Genomic DNA, 24,263 nt, shown 5'->3' on the forward strand with positions numbered 1-24,263 from the left:
ACTACACGTTGAAGTAGCTGCGGAGGTCCTCGACCTTGTCCTTGCGCTCCCAGGTGAAGCCTTCATCCTCGCGGCCGAAGTGGCCGTGGGCGGCTGTGCGCTGGTAGATGGGACGCTTCAGGTCCAGTCCGTTGATGATGCCCAGCGGGCGCAGGTCAAAGACTTCCTGCACGGCGTCGGCAATACGGGCCGGGTCCACCGTTTCGGTGCCGAAGGTCTCCACGTAGATACCCACGGGGCGGGCCATGCCGATGGCGTAGGCAATCTGGATTTCCGCGCGCCGGGCCAGGCCGGCGGCCACCACGTTTTTGGCCACCCAGCGCATGGCGTAGGCCGCGGAGCGGTCCACCTTGCTCGGATCCTTGCCGCTGAACGCTCCCCCGCCGTGGCGGGCGAATCCGCCGTAGGTGTCCACAATGATCTTGCGTCCGGTCAGTCCGGCGTCCCCCACCGGCCCGCCGATAACAAAGGGACCGCCGGGGTTGATGATGTGCTGGACCTCGGAAATGTCCAGGTCGGTGCCTGCCAGCACCGGATTGATGACGTGGGCCGCCATGTCGGCGCGCAGCTGCTCAAGATCAAGATCGGCGGCGTGCTGGGTGGAGACCACCACGGAGTCCACGGATACGGGGCGGTCTCCGTCGTAGCCGATGGTGACCTGGGTTTTCCCGTCCGGGCGCAGGTACGGGAGCGTTCCGTCCTTGCGGACGGTGGTGAGCCGCTCCGAGAGACGGTGGGCCAGCCAGATGGGGGTGGGCATCAGGACGGAGGTTTCGTCGCTGGCGTAGCCGAACATGATGCCCTGGTCCCCGGCGCCCTGGGCGTCATAGGGGTCCTCAACCTTGCCGGTGCGGTTCTCCAGTGAGTTGAACACGCCGGAGGCAATTTCCGGGGACTGCTGGCCGATGGATACGGAAACGCCGCAGCGGGCGCCGTCAAAGCCGTTGGCCGAGGAGTCATAACCAATGTCCAGGATGGTGTCACGGACCAGCTGCGGGATCTCAACGTATCCCTCGGTGGTCACCTCGCCGGCTACATGGACCAGGCCGGTGGTTACGAGTGTTTCGACGGCTACCCGGGATTCGGGATCAACCTTGAGCAGGCCGTCGAGGATTGCGTCACTGATCTGGTCACAGATTTTGTCCGGGTGGCCTTCAGTGACGGATTCCGAGGTGAAAAGGCGCAGGTTGGACTGCGTCTTGGGAGAGGCGGAAGTAGAAGTCACAGCATTTACTCTACCGGGCGGCCCGGACACTCCCCGAACCGCCCGGATGCGTGCTCAGGTCTGTCAGGGGCGGCGGGCAGCCAGTTCGGCGGCAATCCTTGCAATGATGCGTGCCGAAACCTCGGTTTTGCTGCCGGCCGCGCTTTCCCCGGCGGACCCGGCGGGCTCTGCCGGTGAGAGAATCCTCACCTCGGTCTGGTCCTGGCCGAAGACCAGCGACTTGCCAACCTGGTTCAGGACCAGCAGGTCGCAGCCCTTGCGGGCCAGCTTCCGGCGGCCGTATTCCAGGACATCAGTGGTCGCGTCGCCGGTTTCCGCAGCGAACCCCACGATAAGTGCCGGTGTGGCACCGGTTCCCCGGGCCTGCACGATCTCCTGGAGAATGTCCGGGTTGCGCACCAGCGTGATCACCGGGTCGGCAGTGTCGTCGCTCTTTTTGATCTTGGTCTCCACCACCTTGTCCGGGCGGAAGTCGGCGACGGCGGCAGCCATCACCACGACGTCGGAGTCGGCGGCAGCCTTGTGTACCGCCTCGCGCAGTTCAAGGGCGGTTTCCACCCGCACCAGTTCGATGCCGCCGGGCGCCGGAACCTCCATGTGCGCGGCGATCAGCCGTACCCGGGCACCGGCGGCGAGGGCTGCCTCGGCCAGTGCGGTGCCCTGTTTCCCCGAGGAACGGTTGCCCAGGAACCGGACCGGATCCAGGGGCTCACGGGTTCCGCCGGCCGTGACCGTGACGGTAATGCCGGACAGCAGGCCGGAAAGCTCTCCGGCCGAACCGGCGGCCTCTTCCACAGCGGCAAGGGCGGCGGTGAAGATGGTTTCAGGTTCGGGCAGGCGGCCCGGGCCGGAATCCCGGCCGGTCAGCCGGCCCACTGCGGGATCGATCACGACGGCGCCGCGGCTGCGCAGGGTGGCCACGTTGGCCACGGTGGCGGGATGCGCCCACATCTCAGTGTGCATGGCCGGGGCAAACACCACCGGGCCGCGGGCCATCAGCAGGGTGTTGGTCAGCAGGTCATTGGCCTGCCCCGTTGCAGCCCGGGCCAGCAGATCCGCGGTGGCCGGAGCCACCACAATCAGGTCCGCCTCATGGCCCAGGCGCACATGGTTGACTTTGTCCACCTCGTCGAACACCGACGTGGACACGGGGTTCCCGGAAAGTGCTTCCCAGGTGGCAACCCCGACAAACCGGGTGGAGGATTCGGTGGGGACAACGGTGACGTTGTGCCCGGCCTCGGTAAAAAGCCGCAGCAGCGACGCAGCCTTGTAGGCGGCGATTCCGCCGCCCACACCCAGAACTATGCGCACGCTGCTGCCTTCCCCCGGTGAACTGCCGCTGCTTATTCGGCGGTCTCGTTCGGGCGGACCACCAGCATGCCGTCATTGATCTCGCGCAGGGCGATGGACAGCGGCTTTTCGTTCAGCTTGGTTTCCACGAGCGGGCCGACATACTCGAACAGGCCCTCGTGCAGCTGGGAGTAGTAGGCGTTGATCTGGCGGGCACGCTTGGCACCGTAGATGACCAGCGCGTACTTGGAATCGGCTGCTTCGAGCAGGTCGTCGATCGGCGGGTTGATGATGCCTTCAGACACAGGGTTCTCCAAAATTCTTGAACGGGATTCGCGGTTTGTCAGCGCTGGCGCGGACTGATTCCCATGAGTGATACAAGCTCAGCTGCAGCCCGCTGGACGTCATCATTAATGACGGTGTGATCGAACTCGGACTCGGCAGCAAGTTCCAGTTTAGCTGTTTCCAGCCGTTGCTGCTGCTCTTCGGGCGTTTCCGTGCCGCGCCCGACCAGACGGCGGACCATTTCGTCCCAGGTGGGCGGGGCCAGGAAGACGAAATTTGCCTCCGGCATGGACTTCTTGACCTGCCGGGCACCCTGCAGGTCAATCTCCAGGAGCACGCTGCGGCCTTCGGCCATGGCGGCCTCAACGGTGCGGCGAAGGGTTCCATAGCGGTTGCGGCCGTGGACTACGGCCCATTCCAGCATCTGGTCCTGCTCGATCATGGAATCGAACTCTTCGGCGCTGACGAAGAAGTAGTGCACACCGTCTTCTTCGCCGGGGCGCGGGGCCCTGGTGGTGGCGGATACGGAAAGCCAGACCTCGGGATAGTTGTCCCGGATGTAGGTGGATACAGTGCCCTTGCCAACTGCGGTTGGACCTGCCAGAACTGTCAGCCGCGGTTGCGACACGTAAACCTCATTCACTCGGTGTTTCTTTGGTGGTGCCGGGACCTCAGTGGTGATCCAGCAGGTCGATCAGCGCCTTGCGCTGATGCACTCCCAGCCCCCGGACCCGGCGGGTAGGCGCTATACCTACCGTAGCCATTATTCCAGCTGCGCGGCGTTCCCCGACACCAGGCAGTGCGCGGAGCAGATCCATCACTTTCAGCCTGCCCACTGCTTCCTCTCCGGAACGGGAAAGAATGACTTCTTCAATGGAGAGGTCCCCGGATTTAATACGTGACTTGATGTCGGCGCGGACAGCCCGGGCCGCTGTGGCTTTTTCCCGGGCCCGGGTGCGCTCGGCTTCTGTCAGTGGCTTGAGGTTCAAAAGACACTCCCGAACGAAGACGTACCGCTGTCAGCGGCTCTGCTGGTAGCTCCGAACCTATCCGCATTGGAAGCCCAATTGCAATGGAGCCGCCTCAGCGGTCCGTGCCACTCCGTCCGCCGTTACCCTGCGGCCGCCAGCTCCCGTCCGGTCTGCAGGGCGGCTTCCCGCAGCTTCTGCGGATCGGGTCCGGCCCGCAGGATTCCACGGCTGGAGGTGGCCAGCACATTGGGATAGGCGGCCCCGAAGGTCACGGCCAGATCTGCTGCCGTGGCCCCCTGCGCACCCAGGCCGGGCGCCAGCAGCGGCGCGCGCGTGGCAGCGAGGTCAATTCCCAGATCCGTGAGCGCGGTACCCACCGTAGCCCCCACCACCAGGCCCACGGAGCCCAGGCCGCCGTCCGCGGTGCACTCAGTGCCAGTGCCGTTCTCTGCCGCTGCGGCGGCCGCAATCCCGGCGGCTACGGAGCGCCCCGCGCCGCCGCCGGCATGCTGCACGGAGGCGCCTTCGGGGTTGGAGGTCAGGGCGAGGACGAACACTCCCCGCCCCGTCCCGGCGGCAAGGTCCAGGGCCGGGCGCAGGGATTCAAAGCCCAGGTACGGGCTGAGCGTCACAGCATCGGCGGCCAGCGCCGAACCGTCCCGCAGCCAGGCATCGGCATATGCGGCCATGGTGGATCCGATGTCCCCGCGCTTGGCGTCGGCGATGCTCAGCACGCCGGCATCCGCGCAGGCGGCCAGGAGTTTCTCCAGCACTGCCAGCCCGGCGGAGCCATGCCGTTCGTACAGGGCCACCTGCGGTTTCAGTGCTGCAGCGTGCTCCCCCACCGCGTCCAACACGGTGAGGGAGAAGCGCTCCAGCCCGGCGGCGTCGTCGTTCAGTTCCCAGCCAGCCAGCAGCGCCGGGTGCGGATCGATCCCGACACACAGCGCTCCGCGGCTGTCCATGGCCGCCCGCAGGCGCGCCCCGAAAGGCTGTACCGGCTCAGGCACTGGCAGCTGCCTTGAGTTTGGCGGCGTGTTCCTGCAGCGACGTGACATCCCATTCGTAGGAGCGCATGGCCTCGATGGCCTGCACGGCGGCCCCGAACTCGGACACGGTGGTCACTACCGGGCAGCCGATGGAGGTGGCTGCGGCACGGATTTCGTAGCCGTCCCCGCGGGCCTGGCCGCCCGAGGGCGTATTGACCACCAGGTTGATTTCCCCGGCAGTAATCAGGTCCGCCACGGTGCCTTCCCCGTTGGGCCCGACGCCCTCACCCACCTTGCGGACCACGGTGGCAGTGATGCCGTTGCGGCGCAGGACATCCGCCGTGCCGCCGGTGGAAAGGATCTCGAACCCGAGATCGCTCATCAGCTTCACGGGCATGATGATGGAGCGCTTGTCCCGGTTGGCTACGGAGACAAAGACCTTGCCCGCGGTGGGAAGCGCACTGTTGGCCGCTGCCTGGGACTTGGCGAAGGCCGTGTCGAAGTACTTGTCGATGCCCATGACCTCGCCGGTGGAGCGCATTTCGGGGCCGAGGAGGGAATCCACCACGGTGCCTTCGGGGGTCCGGAACCGGCTGAACGGCAGCACGGCTTCCTTCACGGCTACCGGTGCGTCCAGCGGCAGGGTGGATCCGTCGCCGGTTTCGGACAGCCGGCCGGCCGCGCGCAGCTCGGCGATGGTGACGCCGGTACCGATCAGGGCCGCTGCCTTGGCCAGCTGGACACCCGTGGCCTTGGACACGAAGGGCACGGTGCGGGAGGCCCGCGGATTGGCTTCGATGACGTAGAGGATGTCCGAGGCGAGGGCGAACTGGATGTTGATCAGGCCGCGGACGCCGACGCCGGCGGCAATCACCTGCGTGGCCTTCCGTACCCGGTCGATCACGTCGGTGCCCAGGGTGATGGGCGGCAGCACGCAGGCGGAGTCGCCGGAGTGGATGCCGGCCTCCTCGATGTGTTCCATGATCCCGCCCACGTACAGGTCGGTGCCGTCATAGAGCGCGTCGACGTCGATCTCGATCGCGTCTTCCAGGAACCGGTCCACCAGCACGGGGTGGTCAGGGGTGATCTCGGTGGCGTTGGTGATGTACCGGGAAAGGTTCTCCTCGTCATAGACAATTTCCATGCCGCGGCCGCCGAGCACATAGGAGGGGCGGACCAGCACCGGGTAGCCGATCTCGTCTGCCACCTTCTTGGCGTCTTCGAAGGACACTGCGGTGCCGTTCTTCGGGGCGGTCAGCCCGCCCTGGTCCAGCACCCGCTGGAAGGCGCCGCGGTGTTCGGCCAGGTCGATGGCCTCCGGGGAGGTGCCCAGGATCGGCACGCCGGCGTCCGCCAGGGCCTGCGCCAGCTTCAGCGGGGTCTGCCCGCCGAGCTGCACGAAAACTCCCAGCACGCCGCCGGTGCGCTGCTCGGCAGCGATCACCTCGAGGACGTCCTCCAGGGTCAGCGGTTCAAAGTAGAGCCGGTCGGAGATGTCGTAGTCGGTGGAGACCGTTTCCGGGTTGCAGTTGATCATCACGGTTTCGTGCCCGGCTTCGCGCAGGGCCATGGTGGCGTGCACGCAGGAGTAATCGAACTCGATGCCCTGCCCGATCCGGTTCGGCCCGGAGCCCAGGATGATGATGGACGGCTTGGCGTGTTCGGCCACCTCGTCCTCCTCGTCGTAGGAGGAGTAGTGGTACGGGGTGTAGGCGGCGAATTCGGCGGCGCAGGTGTCCACGGTTTTGTACACCGGGCGGACATTCAGCGCATGCCGGACACCGCGGATCACCGCTTCGGGGGTGTTGGTCAGCTTGCCGATCTGCTCGTCGGAGAAACCGTGCCGCTTGGCCAGGCGCAGGATGTCCTCGTTGACCGAGGGCGTGGCACGGATCTGTTCTGCGGTTTCATTGATCAGGGCCAGCTGGTCCAGGTACCAGGGGTCGATGCCGGTGGCTTCGTAGAGCTGTTCCACGGAGGCCCCGCCGAGCAGTGCCTGCTGGACCTGCTTCAGCCGGTCGGTGGTGGGCCGTTTTGCGGCTTCCACGAGCGCGGGCACCCCTGCCGGATCCACCGGATCGAAGGAGAGCGTGGCGCCCTTCTGCTCCAGGGAGCGCAGCGCTTTTTGCAGGGCCTCGGTGAAGTTGCGCCCAATGGCCATGGCCTCGCCCACCGACTTCATGGTGGTGGTCAGGGTCGGGTCCGCCGCCGGGAACTTCTCGAACGCGAAGCGCGGCACCTTGACCACAACGTAGTCCAGCGTCGGCTCGAAGGACGCCGGGGTCTTTTTGGTGATGTCGTTGGGAATTTCGTCCAGCGTGTAGCCCAGCGAGAGCTTGGTGGCGATCTTGGCGATGGCGAAGCCGGTGGCCTTGGACGCCAGCGCCGAGGACCGGGAGACGCGCGGGTTCATTTCGATGACGACAACGCGTCCGGTGTCCGGTTCGATGGCGAACTGGATGTTGCAGCCGCCGGTGTCCACGCCCACTTCCCGGATGACGGCGATCGCGATGTTGCGCAGTTTCTGGTACTCGCGGTCGGTCAGCGTCATGGCCGGTGCCACGGTGATGGAGTCGCCGGTGTGCACACCTACCGGGTCGAAGTTCTCGATGGAGCAGACCACCACGACGTTGTCGTTTTTGTCCCGCATCATCTCCAGCTCGTATTCCTTCCAGCCGAGGATGCTCTCTTCGAGCAGCACCTCGGAGGTGGGGCTGTACTGGATGCCGGCCCCGGCGATGCGGCGCAGGTCCTCGGCGTTGTAGGCCAGGCCGGAACCCAGCCCGCCCATGGTGAAGGAGGGACGGACCACCATCGGGTAGCCGAGCTGCTCCGCGGCGGCGAAGGCCTCGTCCATGCTGTGCACAATGATGGACTTGGCGGATTCGGCGCCGCAGCGCTCGACGACGCCCTTGAACTTCTCCCGGTCCTCACCGAGTTCGATGGCGGCGATGTTGGCGCCGATCAGCTCCACGTTGTACTTCTCCAGCACGCCGTTTTTATCCAGGGCGATGGCGGTGTTCAGCGCGGTCTGCCCGCCCAGGGTGGGCAGGACGGCGTCGGGGCGTTCCTTGGCGATGATCTTTTCGACCACCTCGGGGGTGATGGGTTCCACGTAGGTGGCGTCGGCGAACTCGGGGTCGGTCATGATGGTGGCCGGGTTGGAGTTCACGAGGATGACCCGCAGGCCCTCCTCCTTCAGGACCCGCAGGGCCTGCGTGCCGGAGTAGTCGAATTCCGCGGCCTGGCCGATCACGATGGGGCCGGAGCCGATGACCAGGACGGACTGAAGGTCGGTTCTGCGGGGCATTAGATGCTCTCCTTGTTCTTGCTGGAGGCCATAAGCTCCACGAAACGGTCAAAGAGGTAGGCGGAGTCGTGCGGTCCGGCAGCGGCTTCGGGGTGGTACTGCACGGAGAAGGCCGGGATATCCAGGCAGGCGAGGCCTTCCACCACGTTGTCGTTCAGGGACACGTGGCTCACCTCCACCCGCCCGTAGCGCTCTTCCGGTGCGGTGACGGGTCCGTCCAGCGGCGCGTCAACGGCGAAGCCGTGGTTCTGGCTGGTGATCTCCACCTTGCCGGTCCGGCGGTCGAGCACCGGCTGGTTGATGCCGCGGTGTCCGTAGCGCAGCTTGTAGGTGCCGAAGCCCAGGGCACGGCCGAGGATCTGGTTGCCGAAGCAGATGCCGAAGAACGGGATCCGGTGGTCCAGCACCTCGCGCAGCATGGCGACCTGCACGTCCGCGGTCGCCGGGTCGCCGGGTCCGTTGGACATAAACACGCCGTCCGGGTCCAGGGCCCGCAGGTCCTCGAAGGTGGTGGCGGCGGGCAGCACATGGGTGCGGATGCCCCGCTCGGCGAGGCGTACCGGGGTCATGGACTTGATGCCCAGGTCAATGGCGGCGACGGTGCCCAGCGGTTCGCCGGCCCAGCCGTGGTCGGCGGGGTCAATCACATAGGCTTCGTCCACGCTGACCTCTTCGGCCAGCCGCGCCCCTGCCATGCCCTGCTGCGCGCGGACCTCGGCAAGCAGCTCGGCGTCCGGACGCCCGGCGTCGGCACCGGAGAAAATGCCGGCCTTCATGGCGCCGCGTTCACGCAGGTGGCGGGTGACGGCGCGGGTGTCGACGCCGGAGATTCCGACCACGCCCTGTTCCGCCAGCTGTTCGTCCAGGGTGGATTCGGACCGCCAGTTGGAGGGGCGCCGGGCGGCGTCGCGCACAATGTAGCCGGCCACCCAGATGCGCCGGGACTCGGCGTCGTCGGCGTTGACGCCGGTGTTGCCGATGTGGGGTGCCGTCTGCACCACCAGCTGACGGGCGTAGGAAGGATCCGTGATGGTTTCCTGGTAGCCGGTCATGCCGGTGGCGAAGACCGCTTCACCCAGGGCTGTTCCCTGCGCGCCGTAGGCACGGCCGCGGAAGGTGCGCCCGTCCTCCAGCATCAGGACGGCGGGCGTGGGGTTGATGATCTCGTGCACTGTCACAGTTGTTCCTCGCTAGGGGTCGCCGATGCCGGCAGAAGTTTCGTGATTGCGTTTACCAGGGGTGTCTTCTCATCGGCGGCGCGGGTGCGGAAACCGGTGTCCACGCGTTTGGGGCCCAGCTGCCATGTCACGGTGACGAGTCCGTCCTTTTCAACGAACTTGCCGGCCATGCCGCGTTCCAGGCGGACGCCGATCAGGTCCCCGCGCGGGATCCACAGATCCTCCGCGCCGGAGCGGGCGAAGAGCACGCCTTCGGGGAAGACGGCGGCGGTGGCGTTGGACTTTACGCCGAGCCCGTAGAGGGCCACGCGGTCCAGCCAGTCCCCCGCACTGGTGGTCACCACGTACTGGCCCAGGGCCTGGAACGTCGGCTCCTCCAGTTCCGCGGGCAGGGCCCTGGGCCGGGGAATGTCCTGCTGCCGGCGTCGTCGGCCCCTCCAGCCCAGGGCGAACAGGCCCAGGACAAGGATGAGGAGGGCGGCCAGGCCCAGGAAGAAGTACAACAGTTCCATCAGGATTCCTTTGCGGCAACAGGGTGGGGCGTATTGAGTCTGCCGTCGCGGACCGTGGGGTGTCCGTTATAGAAGACGGTCTGCACCACTCCGGGCAGTTCCAGCCCGGCGAACGGACTGTTGCGCCCCTTGGTAGCCATCTTAGAAGGGTCCACCGTCCGCGACGCAGTCGGGTCCACCAATATGACGTTGGCCGGTTCGCCCGCTGCAATGGGCCGTCCCTGGCCGGGGACGTCACCGATCAGCGCGGGCGTAAAGGACGTGATCCGGGCGAAGTCCGCCCAGCTCATCAGTCCGGTGTCGATCATGGTGTGCTGCACTACGGACAGGGCGGTTTCCAGTCCGGTCATGCCCATGGCGGCCTGCGCCCATTCGCATTCCTTGTGCTCGCTCGGATGCGGGGCGTGGTCGGTGCCGACAATGTCGATGGTCCCGTCCGCCAGTCCGCGCCGGACGGCGTCGACGTCGGCCGCGGTGCGCAGCGGCGGGTTCACCTTGTAGACCGGGTCGTAGCTGCGCACCATCTCGTCGGTCAGGAGCAGGTGGTGCGGGGTGACTTCGGCCGTGACGCGAATGCCCTGTGCCTTGGCCCAGCGGAGGATGTCCACGGATCCTGCGGTGGAGACGTGGCAGACGTGCAGGCGCGAGCCGGTGTGGCGGGCCAGCAGTACGTCGCGGGCAATGATGGCTTCCTCGGCGACGGCGGGCCAGCCGGCCAGGCCGAGGACCGCGCTGACGTCACCCTCGTTCATCTGGGCGCCTTCGGTCAGCCGGGGCTCCTGCGCATGCTGGGCGATGACGCCGCCGAAGGCCTTGACGTATTCAAGGGCCCGGCGCATCAGCACCGGGTCCGAGACGCACATGCCGTCATCGGAGAAGACCCGGACCCGGGCCCGGGAATCCGCCATCGCGCCGAGTTCGGCCAGGCGTTCGCCGGCCAGCCCGACCGTGACGGCGCCTACGGGGCGGACATCCACCCAGCCGGCGCGTTCGCCGAGGCTCAGGACCTGTTCCACCACGCCGGCGGTGTCCGCCACCGGCATGCTGTTGGCCATGGCGTGGACGGCGGTGAAACCGCCCAGGGCTGCGGCGCGGCTGCCGGTTTCCACGGTTTCAGCGTCTTCCCTGCCGGGTTCACGCAGGTGGGTGTGCAGGTCCACCATGCCGGGCAGGGCGATCAGGCCGCTGGCGTCGATCACCTCGGCGCCGTCCGGTGCCTGTGTCTCAGCTTCCGGGCCGACGGCGGTGATGGTCCCGTTTTCCAGCAGGATGTCCGCGGTTTCGAGCCCGAGGATGGTCGCGCCGCGGATCAGGTAGGAACCGGTCGGGGACGGGTTTCCGGGGTTGCTCATCGCTTCTGCTCCTGCAGTGTACGTTCGGAGCTGCTCTCGCCGGAGAGCAGCAGGTAGAGGGCGGCCATACGGACGGAAACGCCGTTGCTGACCTGGTCCAGGATGGTGGACCGCGGGGAATCGGCGGCACGGGCTGAAATTTCCAGCCCGCGGTTCATCGGCCCCGGGTGCATGATGATCGTGTCCTCCAAGCCCAGGGTGTCGAGACGGTCCAGGCGGACGTCGTCCAGGCCCCAGCGGCGGGAGTATTCGCGGACGGACGGGAAGAAGGCGGAGTGCATGCGTTCGCCCTGCACCCGCAGCATCATCACGGCATCCGGCCGGGCGGCCAGCGCTTCATCCAGGTCATAGCTGACCGTGCACGGCCAGGACTCGACGCCGAACGGCAGCAGCGTGGGCGGGGCCACCAGGGTGACTTCCGCACCGAGGGTGCGCAGCAGCCAGAGGTCCGAACGGGCTACCCGGGAATGCAGCACGTCCCCGACAATCACCACCTTCATGCCGGCCAGGTCGGTGCCCGCCGAGTCGGTGCCGTGCAGCCTGGCCCAGTGCCGGCGCATGGTGAAGGCGTCCAGCAGGGCCTGGGTGGGGTGTTCGTGCGTACCGTCTCCGGCGTTCAGGACGGCGGCATCAATCCAGCCCGAGGTTGCCAGGCGCGCCGGTGCCCCGGAGGAACCGTGCCGGATCACCACGGCGTCGGCGCCGATGGCGGCGAGGGTCTGGGCGGTGTCCTTCAGCGATTCGCCCTTGGAGACCGAGGACCCCTTGGCGGAGAAGTTGATGACGTCTGCGGACAGGCGTTTGGCGGCGGCCTCGAAGGAGATCCGGGTGCGGGTGGAATCTTCGAAGAACAGGTTCACCACGGTGCGTCCGCGCAGGGCGGGGAGCTTTTTGACCTCCCGCTCCCCCACCGCCGCCATCTGCTCCGCTGTGTCCAGAATCGCCAGGGCGTCGGCCCGGCTCAGGTCCAGTGTGGAAAGCAGATGCCTCATGCAGTGCCCTCGATAACCACTTCGTCGACGGCGGGAAGGTCGCTTTCGACCAGGCGGACGCGTACCTGTTCGCGGGAGGCGGTGGGCAGGTTCTTGCCTACATGGTCGGCGCGGATGGGCAGCTCACGGTGGCCCCGGTCCACCAGAACGGCCAGCCGGACGATGCGGGGGCGGCCGAGGTCCACCAGGGCATCCAGGGCGGCGCGGATGGTGCGGCCGGAGAACAGGACATCGTCCACCAGCACCACGACTTTGTCGTCAATCCCGGAGACCGGTTCACGGGTGGCATACGGCGGCCGGGTGGGGCGGCGCGAGAGGTCGTCACGAAACATCGTGACATCAAGCTGGCCGGTAATGGCTGCGGGGTCAACGCCCGGTGCCGCCGCAGCGATTTTCGCTGCCAGGCGTTGTGCCAGCGGATATCCGCGGCGGGGAATGCCCATCAGGACCAGATCTTCCGGGCCCTTGTTGGCCTCGAGGATCTCGTGGGCAATGCGCGTCAGCGCGCGGTCAATGTCAGCTGAAGACAGAACGGTACGGCTGGGTACCTGGACGGCATCTGTGCCAGTCATTTCCGCTTCCTCCTTCCCCGCCTCACAGGACGGAATTTAAAGGTTGAATGCGTGCAAGACGCTATCACAGGACGCGCGGCGGTCCCCTGCCGGCGGCCGTGTGCGACCTTGTGTGACTATTCTGACTGCTATGGACAGCCCTCCTTCGCCGACCGGCCAACAGCACCCCGTTCAGCCGGCCCCTGCACCCCTTGGCCACGGGCCGGCCGGCAGTGCTGCCGGCCCGCCCCACGGGGCCCGGAGCCACGGTACTGCGGTTGCACCGGCCTGGGCCCGCCCGGCACCGCGCCGGGACAGGGGCCTGACGGCCACGGTGGTGATGATTGTGGCCTCCTCGGCCGTGCTGGCGTGGGTTGGCATGTTCCTGCTCGACCGGCTTGGCCCGCCGGCCTTTATTATCTGCGGGATCCTCGCCCTGGTTCCGCTGGGCATTTGTGTCCTGGGCATCTGGTGGGTGGACCGGTGGGAGCCGGAGCCGCGCAGCACCCTGGTGTTCTGCTTCCTGTGGGGCGCCGGAGTATCCGTGGGCATCGCCCTGCTGGTGGGGCCCTATTTCACCCTGGCACTGCTGGAGCTGGTGCCCTCCGGTTCGGCGGACCTGCTGGGCATGGTGATCCAGGCGCCGGTGGTGGAGGAGATTGCCAAGGGCATGGGTATCCTGCTGCTCCTGCTGGTCCGCCGGCGGATCTTCGACGGGCCGGTGGACGGCATTGTCTTCGCCGCCGCGGTGGCTGCGGGATTCGCCTTTACCGAGAACATCCTCTACTTCGGATCAGCGCTCCTGACCGCGGGCGGGGCCACGGTCTATCAGCTGGGCTTCACCTTCATCCTGCGCGGTCTGCTCTCCCCCTTTGCACATGTGCTGTTCACTGCCTGCACCGGCCTGGCCCTGGGCCTGGCCGCCCGGCGGGCGGGCAACGCCTGGATCGCTCCGGCGTTTGTGCTGGGACTGGTTCCGGCCATCCTGGGCCACATGCTGTGGAACGGCGGGCCGGCGCTTCTGTTCGGGGATTTCTTCGTTTTCTATTTCCTGCTCCAGGTGCCCTTTTTCGTCCTGGCGGTCACCGGCGTCTGGTTCCTCCGCCGCAGTGAGCAGCGCCTGACGCAGCGCCGGCTGGGTGAATACGCCGGGGCAGGCTGGTTCAGCGACGCCGAGGTGCAGATGCTGGCCACCGGCGCGGGCCGGCGCAGGGCCATGGCCTGGGCACGGGCACATCACACGGCGGCGCCCATGAAGGAGCTGATCCGGCGTTCCACGCGCCTGGCCCTGACCCGCCAGCAGATTGTCGCAGGACGGGAGGTGGAGGCCAACCGGGAATACGAGCGGACCCTGCTGGGTGAAGTCTCCGCCATCCGCTCCGCCCTGCTGGCTGGAACCGCCTAGCGGCAGGACGCACGAAAGGACCGGCCCCGAGGGGCCGGTCCTTTCAACATTGAGGCGTACGGATCAGGCGAGCAGCGAGGGCTTCAGTTCCTGCAGCCGTCCAAGCAGTCCGTTGATAAAGGCCGGGGACTCGTCCGTGGACAGGGTCTTGGCCATTTCCACGGCTTCGCTGATGGCAACCTTGTCCGGAACGTCGTCGTTGTAGAGCAGTTCCCAGGCGCCCAGGCGGAGGATGATGCGGTCCACCGAAGGCATGCGTTCAAGCGTCCAGCCCTGCGAATACGTGCTCAGGAACTCGTCAATCTGTTCCTGCATCGCAACCACGCCTTCCACCAGGTCCATGGTGTAGGGGTTGATGGTCTGGTCGGTCCGTTCGCGGCGGGCCCGGATCACATCGAAGGCTGAAGCCGAACGCTGTTCGGCTTCGAAAAGGACCTCCAGTGCGCGGGTCCGTGCTTTACTGCGTGCACTCACTCGTTAACGCGTCCCAGGTAGTCGCCGGTGCGGGTGTCAACCTTGACCTTGGTGCCCTGTTCCAGGAACAGCGGCACCTGGATCTCGTAGCCGGTCTCGATGGTGGCGGGCTTGGTGCCACCGGTGGACCGGTCACCCTGCAGGCCGGGCTCGGTGTAGGTGATTTCCATGGTCACGGACGGCGGCAGCTCGATGTAGAGCGGGGAGCCTTCGTGGATGGCGATGGTGACCATCATGGATTCGAGCATGAAGTTGGCGTTATCGCCAACGATCTTGCCCGGAACCGTGAGCTGGTCGAAATCGGAGGTATCCATGAAGACGTAGTCTTCGCCGTCCTGGTACAGGTACTGGTAGTCGCGGCGGTCCACCGTGGCGGTCTCGACCTTGATGCCGGCGTTGAACGTCTTGTCCACAACCTTGCCCGAGGTCACGTTGCGCATCTTGGTACGGACGAACGCACCACCCTTGCCCGGCTTCACGTGCTGGAACTCAATGATGCTCCAGAGGTTGCCTTCAAGCTTCAGCACGGTGCCGTTCTTGATGTCGTTGGTCGTCGCCACAGTTTCTCTTCCGTTGTCCGTCTATATGTTGTTCGTCAAAGTACGTTTAATTCAAGTCCGTCGACTATTCTACCCGCTTCGGAGAACTACAGGCTGAGCCGGATCCCGCCCTGCGGCTCGGAGGCGATTTCCTGGTACGCGGCGAACAGCAGCGAGGTGTCCGGGACCTCCAGCATGGACGGCTTCGCCAGCCCGTCCAGCACCACGAAACGCAGCAGGTCACCGCGGGATTTTTTGTCCCGGCGCATGCCGTCCAGCAGGGCGGACCAGCGGTCCTTGCGGTAGCTCACGGGCAGGCCCAGTGAGGTGAGAATCTCCTTGTGCCGGTCCGCTGTGGCATCATCAAGCCGGCCAACCATACGGGCCAGTTCGGCAGCGAATACCAGCCCCACGGATACGGCAGCGCCGTGGCGCCACTGGTAGCGCTCTGCCAGTTCAATGGAGTGGCCCAGTGTGTGGCCGTAGTTCAGGAACTCCCGGCGTCCGGCTTCCCGCAGGTCGGTGGAGACTATTTCGGCCTTGACTCCGATGGAGCGTTCCACGAGTTCGCGGACGACGGCGGAACCGCCGTCCGCCACTGCCTCGGGATTGGCTTCCACCAGGTCCAGGATTGCCGGATCGGCAATGAAACCGCACTTGATGACTTCGGCCATACCGCTGAGCAGTTCGTTCTTCGGCAGGGTGCCCAGTGCGTCCAGGTCCGCCAGCACTCCGGCCGGCGGGTGGAAGGCGCCCACCAGGTTCTTGCCCTCCGCGGTGTTGATGCCGGTTTTCCCGCCGACCGCTGCATCCACCATGCCCAGCAGGGACGTGGGGATGTGCACCACCTTGATGCCGCGCAGCCAGGTTGCGGCAACAAAGCCCGCAACGTCGGTGACGGCGCCGCCGCCCACGGCCACAATGGCATCGGAACGGGTGAAGTCATTCTGTCCCAGCACCTGCCAGCAGAAGGAGGCCACCTGGATGTGCTTGCCTTCTTCGGCATCCGGGATTTCCGCGGTGACAGCAGTGAGCCCGGTCGCGGCGAGTTCGTCCCGCACCGTGTCACCGGTGGTGCGCAGTGCGCGGGGGTGGATCACCAGCACGCGCCGTACGCGCTCCCCGAGCATTGCCGGCAGCCGGCCCAGCAGGCCGTGGCCCACCACGACGTCGTAGTTTTCTGCAGGGTTGGAGCCGGTCACCGGGATGATCGTCGGTTCGGAGGGCATCTAGTCTTCTCCTTTGGTGAGGACGGAAGTCAGCCGGTCAATAATGGCCGGAACAGTGAGTCCCCTGGTGTCAATGGTGATGTCGGCCAGGGATTCGTAAACGGGACGGCGTGCCGTGGCCAGCTCCTGCCAGCGCCGGACGGGGTCCGGGGCGAGCATTGGACGGTGTCCGGAACGGCTGATGCGTGGAAGCACTGTGGCAAGGTCCGTATCCAGAAACACTACAGTGGTCCCGGCCAGGAGTTGCTGTGTGCCGGAGTCCAGCACCGCTCCCCCGCCCAGGGAAATGACTGCCGGAACCGGTGATTCCAGTGCTGCCGCGACGGTCCGCGCTTCCACTTCCCGGAAATACCGTTCGCCCCTCGCGGTGAACAGGTCCGCGATGGACCCATGGCGTTCCACCACCAATTCGTCAGTGTCCACAAACGGCAGTCCTGCCCGGGCTGCATAGCTGCGCCCGACCACGGATTTGCCGGCGGCCATAAACCCGATCAGGACCAGGTGCCGGCGGATGCTGTGTGGTTCGGGAAGGTGCGGGTCAGGACTGCGGGACATCGGTACCAGCGGATTCCAGCGACTGCGGAATTGCCTCCAGGTAGGCACGGAGGTTCCGGGCCGTTTCGGGCACCGAATCGCCGCCGAACTTCTCGATCACGGCTTCGGCCAAAACCAGGGCGACCATTGCCTCTGCGACCACACCGGCGGCGGGTACGGCACAGACGTCGGAGCGCTGGTGATGGGCGCGGGCAGGCTGGGACGTGCTGACGTCCACGGTGCGCAGGGCGCGGGGCACCGTGGCGATCGGCTTCATGGCCGCACGCACGCGCAGCAGTTCGCCAATGCTCATACCGCCCTCGATGCCTCCGGCACGGTTACCCGAACGGATCACGCGTCCGGAGGCGTCCTGCAGGATTTCGTCATGTGCTGCGGATCCGCGGCGGGTGGCGGTGAGGAAGCCGTCCCCCACTTCCACGCCCTTGATCGCCTGGATACCCATCAGGGCACCGGCAATCCGTGCATCGAGGCGGCGGTCCCAGTGCACGTAGCTGCCCAGTCCCGGCGGAAGGCCGTAGGCCAATACCTCAACCACTCCGCCGAGGGTTTCGCCCTCCTTGTGGGCGGCGTCGACTTCGGCCACCATGGCCGCGGAAACCTCCGGATCGAAGCAGCGCATCGGATCGGCGTCCAGCGCGTCGACGTCGGCAGGCAGCGGCAGCGCTGCGGTCTCGGGGGCCATCACGCCGGCAATTCCGACGGTGTGGCTGACAAGTTCAATACCGAGCTGGTTCAGGAAGGCGGAGGCAACCGCGCCGAGGGCTACCCGGGTGGCGGTTTCCCGGGCGCTGGCACGTTCCAGGACGGGCCGGGCCTCATCGAACCCGTACTTCTGCATACCGGTGAAGTCGGCGTGGCCGGGCCGCGGCCGGGTGAGCGGCGCGTTGCGGGCGGAATCGGCCAGCGTGGCCGGGTCCACGGGATCGGCGGCCATGACCTGTTCCCATTTGGGCCATTCCGTGTTGCCGATCTCGATGGCCACCGGCCCGCCCTGAGTGAGGCCGTGGCGGACCCCGCCGAGGATGCGGACGGCATCCTGTTCGAACTTCATCCGGGCGCCGCGGCCATAACCAAGCCGGCGGCGGGCCAGGGCAGCCTGAATGGCGGCGCTGTCCACTTCGATTCCTGCAGGGACACCTTCAACAATTCCAACCAGTGCAGGTCCATGGGACTCACCGGCGGTCAACCAACGCAACATGGTTTCAATACTGCCATGACCGGCGCGGCCGTTCAGCGCCGCGGGATACCCACAGCGTCACACATTGCATTTGTGACGCCGGCTTCGTCATGGAAGGCGTCCCCGGTGAACAGCCGAACCTGTTCCACCGCCTGGTACAGGAGCATTTCGACGCCGGCCACGACGGTGCCTCCGGCGCCGGACCAGGCTGCGGCGATACGGCTGGGCCAGGGGTCGTAGGCAACGTCCAGCAGGACGCCGCCCGGCACCACGCGGGCGAGCTCCCCGGCCAGCCCGTCCGCCGCGCGGGGCGGCAGGGTGGATATCACGACGTCGGCCTTCGAGCAGGCCTGCGCAGCATCCTCCCAGTGCCGTGACTGAACCCGGATGCCCGTGCGCTCCCCGGCCGCATGTACGCCCGCGGTGCCGGGCGCAGGATCGGGGAACCGGCGGGCGCAGACCTCCACGCCGGCGGCACCAAGCTCGGCCAGGGCCGCCACCGCGGCGCAGGCGGTACCGCCGGCGCCAAGCACCACGGCGCGCGGACGTTCGCGGACACCGGCATGGCGCAGGGCCCGGACAATCCCGTCCACGTCGGTGTTGTGACCGGTCAGGACGGTGCCGGAGCCCGCACGCGAAAACGTCACGGTGTTGAGTACGCCCAGGGCCTGGACGCGACGGTCCAACCGGTCCATTTCGCCGACCATTACTGCCTTCAGCGGCATGGTGACCGACAGGCCGGCCCAGCCCCCGCCGTCGTGCAGCGAGGCTGCGAAGGCGGGGGCTTCGGCGGCGGTGAGGTCGATCGCCGCATAGTCGCAGGGGTAGCCCAGGTGGTCATACGCTGCCTGGTGGAGCAGCGGCGACTTGGAGTGGCTGATCGGGTGCCCCAGGACGGCTGCGCGCAGCCGGGTCCGGTCCACCTATCCGCACCGCCCCGGCTTCTGGGTGCCGCACCAGTCCTGGTATTCCTGCACGTACTTGGCGTGTTCAGCCAGGGTGGAGGAGAACTTGGTCTCGCCGCTGTCCAGGTTCACCGTGACCCAGTAGAAGTACGGGACATCCGCCGGGTTGGCAGCTGCATCAATGGCCTCGCGGCTGGGTGAGCCGATCGGGCCTACCGGCAGGCCCGGGTTGGCGTACGTGTTGTACGGGTTGGACTTGTCCGCCTTCTCCTCGGGCGTCAGCTCATAGCTCTTCCGGTCCAGGCCGTAGGTTACCGTTGCATCGGACTGGATCAGGCCGTTGGTTTCGGTGTTGTTCGGGCCCAGCCGGTTTTCGATGGAACCGGCAACCGTGGCGTAGTCAGCCTCCCCCGCCTCGGCCTGGATGATGCTGGCCTTGGTCAGGATCCGGTACTGCTCCGCCGGATCGGTGATGCCTGCCTCCTCGAGCTGCGCGAAGGTGTTGGCGGTCATCTCCTTGACGATCTCCTCGGCCGTCATTTCGACGTCGAACCGGTATTCGCCCGGGTGCAGGTAACCCTCCAGGGATACGGCCTGCTCCGGCAGTCCGAACTGCTGCGGGTTCGCGGCCAGCGCCTGGAATTCGGAGAGCGGGATACGCGTGGAGGTGTTAAGGATTTCGAAGACCTCGCCCTGTCGGAGGTCGCGTGCAACGGCGGCATAGTGCACCTGGCCGCTGCCGTCACCCAGCAGGGCATCCACCGCTGCGGAGGAGGACATCTGGTACTTCATTTCGTAGGTGCCGGGCTGGATCTCCCGGCCGTCGGACTGCGCGGTGAACGCGTTCACGAATTCCTTCGAGGTGGCCACGATGTCTTCGGCCTCAAGTTTGCCGCCGATCAGCAGCGGGCCGTCGCCCTCGGCCACCGTGAAGGCCACGGAACCGTTACCGGCACCTTCGTAGTCCTTGATTTCGTTCATGCCCAACAGATCCCGCAGGAACATGGTCAATCCGAAAACGACGCCGGCGAAGAGTGCCAGCACCACCACCATCACAATGGTGCGGCGCCGGCGCCGGCGCTGCTTTTCCCGCGAAGGCCGCTGGCTCCGGCGGGTGGGAGCTTCAGCGGGTTCGGTGAAGAACTGTCCTACGGGAAGCTCCTCTGCCTGGCGCTGCCCCGGTTCATATTCCGGTTCGGCCATGGCAGGGTACTCGGGATACCTGTGGCTCATGGCGTGTTACCGCCGTCGCGCTCGATGTCCTGCGAAATTGTGAACTCCTCATTCGGGGCCGGCAGCGTTCCGCAGGTGCGGTGCGGCCGGCGCGGTGTAACCAGCTCCCCCACGTCCCTGTTCAGGGATCGTTGTGTGTCAATAGACTGCTGCAGAATAGCTACAGCTGCCGCTTGATCAACCACTGTACGGTGGTTTCGGCTGTTCATTCCAGCTTCGTGCAGTGAACGGTGTGCGGAAACCGTTGTGAGACGCTCGTCCACAAGCCGTACCTGCTGGGTCTGCCCGGCATCTGCCAGGGCCTGTGCCAGGGCCTGCGCGTAGTCCCGGGCCATTTGCGTGGAGGCGGTTTCTCCCCCGCGCATACTGCGCGGGAGGCCCACAAATACCTCCACTGCATTCCGCTCGGCGGCCTCACGGACCACCACGCGGATGTCGCTGTTTTTCTTTGCGTCCCGCTTCAGCGTCCTGACCGGCATGGCCAGGACGCTGTCGGGATCACTGGCTGCCAGGCCGACCCGTACCAGGCCGACATCAACACCCAATTTGACCCCTGCGGGGGGCGCAGCACCGGACAAGTCAGCTTCGCCCGGCCACGGCCCCGCGGATCGCCGTGAGGGCCTCCGCGATCTTGCCTGCATCGGAGCCGCCGCCCTGGGCGACGTCATCCTTGCCCCCGCCGCCGCCGCCAAGCACGCCGGCAGCGGTCTTGACGAGGGCTCCGGCCTTCACGCCGGCAGCGCGTGCGCCTTCGTTGGTGGCCACAATGACCACCGGCCGGTTGTTGGACACCCCGGCCACGGCAACGGCAGCGGGTTCGCTGCCGAGCCGGGAACGAAGATCCAGGGCCAGGGTGCGCAGGTCATCGGCGCCGCCAACTTCGCCGGCGTTGTGGGCCAGCAGGCGGACCCCGTCCACGTCTGCCGCGGTGCCGACCAGCGCCGCTGCGGAGGCGGCCAGCTGCTCACGGCGCAGCTTCTCGAGCTCCTTCTCCGTCGCCTTCAGCTTGGCCAGGGTGGCGGCCAGGCGGTCCGGCAGCTGCACGGAGGGAACCTTGAGCATTTCGGAGAGTTCGTTCACCAGTGCCCGCTCGGCGGCCAGGTGGCGGAACGCGTCCATGCCCACGAAGGCCTCGACCCGGCGGTTGCCTGATCCCACGGACTGTTCGCCCAGGAGTGTCAGGCTGCCGATGCGGGAGGTGGACGCCACGTGCGTGCCGCCGCAGAGTTCCCGGGACCAGTCGCCGTTCATCTCCACCACACGCACGGTGTCGCCGTAGGCTTCCCCGAACAGTGCGGTGGCGCCCAGTGCCTTGGCTTCGTCGAGCGACATGATCTTGGTCTCGACCTGGTAGTTGCTGCGGATCGCGAGGTTGGAGACCTCTTCGATCTCGGACTTCGCGGCGTCGGAGAGTCCCTCGCCCCAGGAGAAGTCAAAGCGCAGGTAGCCGGCCTTGTTGAAGGAACCGCGCTGCAGCGCCTCCGGGCCGAGGATCTGGTGCAGGGCGGCGTGCACAATGTGCGTGCCGGAGTGTGCCTGCTCCGCCTCGTGGCGGCGCTGGGCGTCGACGGCGGCCAGCACGTTGGCGCCGGCGGCGATTTCGCCTTCACGGACAATCGCCTTGTGCACGCTCAAACCCTTGACCGGACGCTGGACGTCCTGCACTTCCAGCACAAAACCGTCACCGGTGATCAGGCCCGTGTCAGCCGCCTGGCCGCCGGCTTCGGCGTAGAACGGGGTTTCGTCCAGGACCAGGGAGATTTCCGATCCCTGGCCGGCGTATTCCACGCGGGAACCGCCGGAGATGATGCCGCGCACCTTGGACTCGGTGCTCAGCTCGTCGTACCCGGTGAAGACGGTGTTTCCGGCCGCGAGCATTTCGTTGAAGACGGAGAGGTCCGCGTGGCCGTGCTTTTTGCCGCGGGCATCGGCCTGGGCGCGCTTGCGCTGCTCGGACATCAGCGACCGGAAGCCGGCCTCGTCAACCTTCAGCCCGGCTTCCTCCGCCATTTCAAGGGTGAGGTCGATCGGGAATCCGTAGGTGTCGTGCAGGGCGAAGGCCTCTTCGCCGCTGAGCGGGGTGCCGGCGGCCTTGGAGACCTTTACGGCTTCCTCCAGGCGTTCGGTGCCGGAGGCAATGGTGCGCAGGAACGCTTTTTCCTCGGCATAGGCAATGCGGCTGATCCGGGCGAAGTCGGCTTCCACCTGGGGGTAGACACCCTTCATGGCGTCCCGGGAGACGGGCAGCAGTTCAGGCAGGACGGCCGTTTCCACACCCAGCAGGCGCATGGCGCGCACCGCACGGCGGATCAGGCGGCGCAGCACATAGCCGCGGCCTTCGTTGGACGGGCTGACACCGTCGGAGATGAGCATCAGGGCCGAACGGATGTGGTCGGCCACCACGCGCATGCGCACGTCATCGGTGTGGTGCGGATCCGAGGGGTCTTCGGCGCTGGTGTAGGTCCTGCCGGAAAGCTCGGCGGCCTTGTCCAGGACCGGACGGACCTGATCCGTCTCGTACATGTTCTCCACGCCCTGGAGGATCATGGCGAGGCGCTCGAGGCCGAGGCCGGTGTCGATGTTCTTCTGCGGCAGTTCGCCGGCCACGTCGAAGTCGGTCTTGGACCGGACGGCGGAGAGCTGGTACTGCATAAAGACCAGGTTCCAGATTTCGATGTAGCGGGTCTCATCGACGGCGGGGCCGCCTTCCTGCCCGTACGCCGGTCCGCGGTCGTAGTAGATCTCCGAGCAGGGGCCGCCGGGGCCGGCCTGGCCGGTGTTCCAATAGTTGTCCGCCTTGCCGGTGCCGATGATGCGTTCGTTCGGGACACCGATCTTGTCGCGCCAGATCGAACGCGCCTCGTCGTCGCGCTCCTCGCCGTCTTCGTAGACAGTGACCCAGAGACGCTCGGGGTCCAGGCCGAAACCGCCCTTTTCGACGTCGGAGGTCAGCAGCTCCCACGCGTAGGTGATGGCTTCTTCCTTGAAGTAGTCGCCAAAGGAGAAGTTGCCGGCCATCTGGAAGAACGTGCCGTGGCGGGCGGTCTTGCCCACTTCCTCGATATCCGCGGTGCGGATGCATTTCTGCACGCTGGTAGCGCGGCTGTAGGGCGCCTTTTCCCGGGCCGTGAGGTAAGGGATGAAGGGCACCATGCCTGCCACGGTGAACAGCAGCGAGGGATCGTTGGAGACTAGTGACGCCGAGGGCACCACCGTATGCCCCTTGGAGCTGAAGTAATCCAGCCAGCGGCGTGCAATCTCGTGGGACTTCATGGTGCTTCTATACCCTTCCGGTAATTCTGGTTTCGCACGGCAGATGGGGCGTCGTGCGGTACTGCTGGTGCCGCGGCTTAGCGGCGGACGGTCCGCATGCTGTCAACGGCCGAGTCGGGGGTGTCCAGGCCCAGGGCGGCGCGCAGGTCTCCCTCGCGCTGGCTCATGCCTTCGCGCAGGGCCTCGGCAAAGCTCTGCACCGCATCCGCGGCAGTGTCCACGGCACGGTTGATCCCGGCCTGCTTCAGGTTGGTCTTGGTTTCCGAAACCCGGCGCACGGCGATCACACCGATAGCGACGCCGATGGACATCCAAAATACGCGCTTAATCATGGCTGGCTCCTGATCTGTGGGGATGTGCTTGCGTGCTAGCGGCTGCGGCGGCCGCGGCCGCTGCTCCGGCGGGAGGCGATGGCGGAACGCACGCCGTAGCTGAACGCCGAGACCTTGATCAGCGGCGATCCTACGGTGGCTGCCACCAGGGAGGACAGGGCGGAGAGGTTGGCCGAGGCATCGGAGACATTCGAGGAAATGCCGTCCACCTTCTGCAGCTGCAGGTTGGTGGTGGACACCGTGGTGGTGACCTCGTCAATCAGCGGGGTGGTCTCCTCGCTGAGGGTTCGGATGGCACCGCGCATCTCATCGAAAACCTTCCCGAGTTTCCAGACGGGCACGGCCAGCAACGCAACCAGCACGGCAAACACGCCCGCTGCAATCAGACCGGCTATATCTCCACCCGACATGGGACTCCTTCGGAAAAAACTTTCATGATTTACAGAACTCGGCTGGTTCCGCCATAAGTACCTTACCTACTGCAGC

Annotated in this window: 24 protein-coding genes; 1 reads left to right on the forward strand and 23 read right to left on the reverse strand. The window is 66.5% G+C overall.

Going from position 1 to position 24,263, the window contains the following annotated elements:
- Position 1 precedes the first annotated feature (1 nt).
- The 12 genes from metK to pyrR form a co-directional block, all read right to left on the reverse strand.
- Positions 2-1,225, reverse strand: coding sequence for a methionine adenosyltransferase (metK, locus tag MUK71_RS09270; protein WP_227901774.1), 1,224 nt, complete (start codon positions 1,223-1,225; stop codon positions 2-4).
- 63 nt (positions 1,226-1,288) lie between these two features.
- Positions 1,289-2,572, reverse strand: a complete 1,284-nt coding sequence (gene coaBC / locus MUK71_RS09275; protein WP_489884322.1) for a bifunctional phosphopantothenoylcysteine decarboxylase/phosphopantothenate--cysteine ligase CoaBC — start codon at positions 2,570-2,572, stop codon at positions 1,289-1,291.
- On the reverse strand, positions 2,569-2,832 hold the full coding sequence (gene rpoZ / locus MUK71_RS09280; RefSeq protein WP_186764241.1) for a DNA-directed RNA polymerase subunit omega: 264 nt from the start codon (positions 2,830-2,832) through the stop codon (positions 2,569-2,571). The genes coaBC and rpoZ overlap by 4 nt, the downstream gene beginning before the upstream one ends.
- A 26-nt stretch (positions 2,833-2,858) precedes the next feature.
- Complete coding sequence (gmk, locus tag MUK71_RS09285; protein ID WP_227927755.1) at positions 2,859-3,443, reverse strand: guanylate kinase; 585 nt, start codon at positions 3,441-3,443, stop codon at positions 2,859-2,861.
- A 28-nt stretch (positions 3,444-3,471) separates the two neighbouring features.
- Positions 3,472-3,789 carry an integration host factor, actinobacterial type gene (gene mihF / locus MUK71_RS09290; protein WP_227901770.1) on the reverse strand — a complete coding sequence of 106 codons (318 nt, stop codon included), beginning with the start codon at positions 3,787-3,789 and terminating at the stop codon, positions 3,472-3,474.
- Positions 3,790-3,911: 122 nt separating this feature from the next.
- Positions 3,912-4,829, reverse strand: a complete 918-nt coding sequence (gene pyrF / locus MUK71_RS09295) for an orotidine-5'-phosphate decarboxylase (RefSeq protein WP_423724589.1) — start codon at positions 4,827-4,829, stop codon at positions 3,912-3,914.
- A complete protein-coding gene (gene carB / locus MUK71_RS09300; RefSeq protein WP_227927753.1) occupies positions 4,774-8,070 on the reverse strand; it encodes a carbamoyl-phosphate synthase large subunit in 3,297 nt (1,098 codons plus the stop codon). The genes pyrF and carB overlap by 56 nt, the downstream gene beginning before the upstream one ends.
- The gene (gene carA / locus MUK71_RS09305; protein ID WP_227928075.1) at positions 8,070-9,206 is read right to left on the reverse strand and encodes a glutamine-hydrolyzing carbamoyl-phosphate synthase small subunit; all 1,137 of its coding nucleotides are present in this window, start codon (positions 9,204-9,206) and stop codon (positions 8,070-8,072) included. Before carA ends, carB begins: the two co-directional genes overlap by 1 nt.
- A gap of 38 nt (positions 9,207-9,244) precedes the next feature.
- A complete protein-coding gene (locus MUK71_RS09310; RefSeq protein WP_227901767.1) occupies positions 9,245-9,760 on the reverse strand; it encodes a PH-like domain-containing protein in 516 nt (171 codons plus the stop codon).
- Positions 9,760-11,112: a dihydroorotase gene (locus MUK71_RS09315; protein WP_227901766.1), complete on the reverse strand. Its 1,353-nt coding sequence runs from the start codon at positions 11,110-11,112 to the stop codon at positions 9,760-9,762. Before MUK71_RS09315 ends, MUK71_RS09310 begins: the two co-directional genes overlap by 1 nt.
- The gene (locus MUK71_RS09320) at positions 11,109-12,104 is read right to left on the reverse strand and encodes an aspartate carbamoyltransferase catalytic subunit (RefSeq protein ID WP_227927752.1); all 996 of its coding nucleotides are present in this window, start codon (positions 12,102-12,104) and stop codon (positions 11,109-11,111) included. Before MUK71_RS09320 ends, MUK71_RS09315 begins: the two co-directional genes overlap by 4 nt.
- Positions 12,101-12,676 (reverse strand): bifunctional pyr operon transcriptional regulator/uracil phosphoribosyltransferase PyrR, encoded by a 576-nt coding sequence (gene pyrR, locus MUK71_RS09325; RefSeq protein WP_227927751.1) that lies wholly within the window; start codon positions 12,674-12,676, stop codon positions 12,101-12,103. Before pyrR ends, MUK71_RS09320 begins: the two co-directional genes overlap by 4 nt.
- 130 nt (positions 12,677-12,806) lie before the next feature.
- Between pyrR and MUK71_RS09330 the strand changes: the two genes are divergently transcribed.
- Positions 12,807-14,060 carry a PrsW family intramembrane metalloprotease gene (locus MUK71_RS09330; protein ID WP_227927750.1) on the forward strand — a complete coding sequence of 418 codons (1,254 nt, stop codon included), beginning with the start codon at positions 12,807-12,809 and terminating at the stop codon, positions 14,058-14,060.
- A gap of 63 nt (positions 14,061-14,123) precedes the next feature.
- Here MUK71_RS09330 and nusB read toward each other — a convergent pair whose 3' ends face one another.
- The 11 genes from nusB to MUK71_RS09385 form a co-directional block, all read right to left on the reverse strand.
- Positions 14,124-14,534 (reverse strand): transcription antitermination factor NusB, encoded by a 411-nt coding sequence (gene nusB, locus MUK71_RS09335; RefSeq protein ID WP_227901762.1) that lies wholly within the window; start codon positions 14,532-14,534, stop codon positions 14,124-14,126.
- Complete coding sequence (gene efp, locus MUK71_RS09340) at positions 14,531-15,094, reverse strand: elongation factor P (protein WP_227901761.1); 564 nt, start codon at positions 15,092-15,094, stop codon at positions 14,531-14,533. The genes nusB and efp overlap by 4 nt, the downstream gene beginning before the upstream one ends.
- Positions 15,095-15,180: 86 nt before the next feature.
- A complete protein-coding gene (gene aroB / locus MUK71_RS09345; RefSeq protein ID WP_227901760.1) occupies positions 15,181-16,302 on the reverse strand; it encodes a 3-dehydroquinate synthase in 1,122 nt (373 codons plus the stop codon).
- Entirely contained in the window at positions 16,303-16,857 is a 555-nt protein-coding gene (locus MUK71_RS09350) for a shikimate kinase (RefSeq protein ID WP_227927749.1), read from the reverse strand.
- Positions 16,841-18,055 (reverse strand): chorismate synthase, encoded by a 1,215-nt coding sequence (gene aroC / locus MUK71_RS09355; protein WP_227927748.1) that lies wholly within the window; start codon positions 18,053-18,055, stop codon positions 16,841-16,843. Before aroC ends, MUK71_RS09350 begins: the two co-directional genes overlap by 17 nt.
- Positions 18,056-18,087: 32 nt before the next feature.
- A complete protein-coding gene (locus MUK71_RS09360) occupies positions 18,088-18,957 on the reverse strand; it encodes a shikimate dehydrogenase family protein (protein ID WP_227901757.1) in 870 nt (289 codons plus the stop codon).
- Positions 18,958-20,172: an endolytic transglycosylase MltG gene (gene mltG / locus MUK71_RS09365; protein WP_227901756.1), complete on the reverse strand. Its 1,215-nt coding sequence runs from the start codon at positions 20,170-20,172 to the stop codon at positions 18,958-18,960.
- On the reverse strand, positions 20,169-20,717 hold the full coding sequence (gene ruvX / locus MUK71_RS09370; RefSeq protein ID WP_231709660.1) for a Holliday junction resolvase RuvX: 549 nt from the start codon (positions 20,715-20,717) through the stop codon (positions 20,169-20,171). The genes mltG and ruvX overlap by 4 nt, the downstream gene beginning before the upstream one ends.
- A gap of 34 nt (positions 20,718-20,751) precedes the next feature.
- A complete protein-coding gene (alaS, locus tag MUK71_RS09375) occupies positions 20,752-23,445 on the reverse strand; it encodes an alanine--tRNA ligase (protein ID WP_227927747.1) in 2,694 nt (897 codons plus the stop codon).
- A gap of 77 nt (positions 23,446-23,522) precedes the next feature.
- A complete protein-coding gene (locus MUK71_RS09380) occupies positions 23,523-23,774 on the reverse strand; it encodes a hypothetical protein (RefSeq protein WP_341482019.1) in 252 nt (83 codons plus the stop codon).
- A 38-nt stretch (positions 23,775-23,812) separates the two neighbouring features.
- Entirely contained in the window at positions 23,813-24,187 is a 375-nt protein-coding gene (locus tag MUK71_RS09385) for a DUF948 domain-containing protein (protein WP_227901752.1), read from the reverse strand.
- Positions 24,188-24,263 lie beyond the last annotated feature (76 nt).

The organism is Arthrobacter zhangbolii (assembly GCF_022869865.1).
GTDB lineage: Bacteria > Actinomycetota > Actinomycetes > Actinomycetales > Micrococcaceae > Arthrobacter_B > Arthrobacter_B zhangbolii.

Coding starts and splice junctions, on each gene's coding strand:
- aroB (WP_227901760.1), bottom strand. CDS start 16,302: ATGCCCTCCGAACCGACGATCATCCCGGTGACCGGCTCCAACCCTGCA.
- MUK71_RS09315 (WP_227901766.1), bottom strand. CDS start 11,112: ATGAGCAACCCCGGAAACCCGTCCCCGACCGGTTCCTACCTGATCCGC.
- pyrF (WP_423724589.1), bottom strand. CDS start 4,829: ATGTCACGTCGCTGCAGGAACACGCCGCCAAACTCAAGGCAGCTGCCA.
- MUK71_RS09385 (WP_227901752.1), bottom strand. CDS start 24,187: ATGTCGGGTGGAGATATAGCCGGTCTGATTGCAGCGGGCGTGTTTGCC.
- pyrR (WP_227927751.1), bottom strand. CDS start 12,676: ATGACTGGCACAGATGCCGTCCAGGTACCCAGCCGTACCGTTCTGTCT.
- MUK71_RS09350 (WP_227927749.1), bottom strand. CDS start 16,857: ATGTCCCGCAGTCCTGACCCGCACCTTCCCGAACCACACAGCATCCGC.
- carA (WP_227928075.1), bottom strand. CDS start 9,206: ATGCTGGAGGACGGGCGCACCTTCCGCGGCCGTGCCTACGGCGCGCAG.
- MUK71_RS09310 (WP_227901767.1), bottom strand. CDS start 9,760: ATGGAACTGTTGTACTTCTTCCTGGGCCTGGCCGCCCTCCTCATCCTT.
- alaS (WP_227927747.1), bottom strand. CDS start 23,445: ATGAAGTCCCACGAGATTGCACGCCGCTGGCTGGATTACTTCAGCTCC.
- mltG (WP_227901756.1), bottom strand. CDS start 20,172: ATGAGCCACAGGTATCCCGAGTACCCTGCCATGGCCGAACCGGAATAT.
- aroC (WP_227927748.1), bottom strand. CDS start 18,055: ATGTTGCGTTGGTTGACCGCCGGTGAGTCCCATGGACCTGCACTGGTT.
- MUK71_RS09320 (WP_227927752.1), bottom strand. CDS start 12,104: ATGAGGCATCTGCTTTCCACACTGGACCTGAGCCGGGCCGACGCCCTG.
- MUK71_RS09330 (WP_227927750.1), top strand. CDS start 12,807: ATGGACAGCCCTCCTTCGCCGACCGGCCAACAGCACCCCGTTCAGCCG.
- carB (WP_227927753.1), bottom strand. CDS start 8,070: ATGCCCCGCAGAACCGACCTTCAGTCCGTCCTGGTCATCGGCTCCGGC.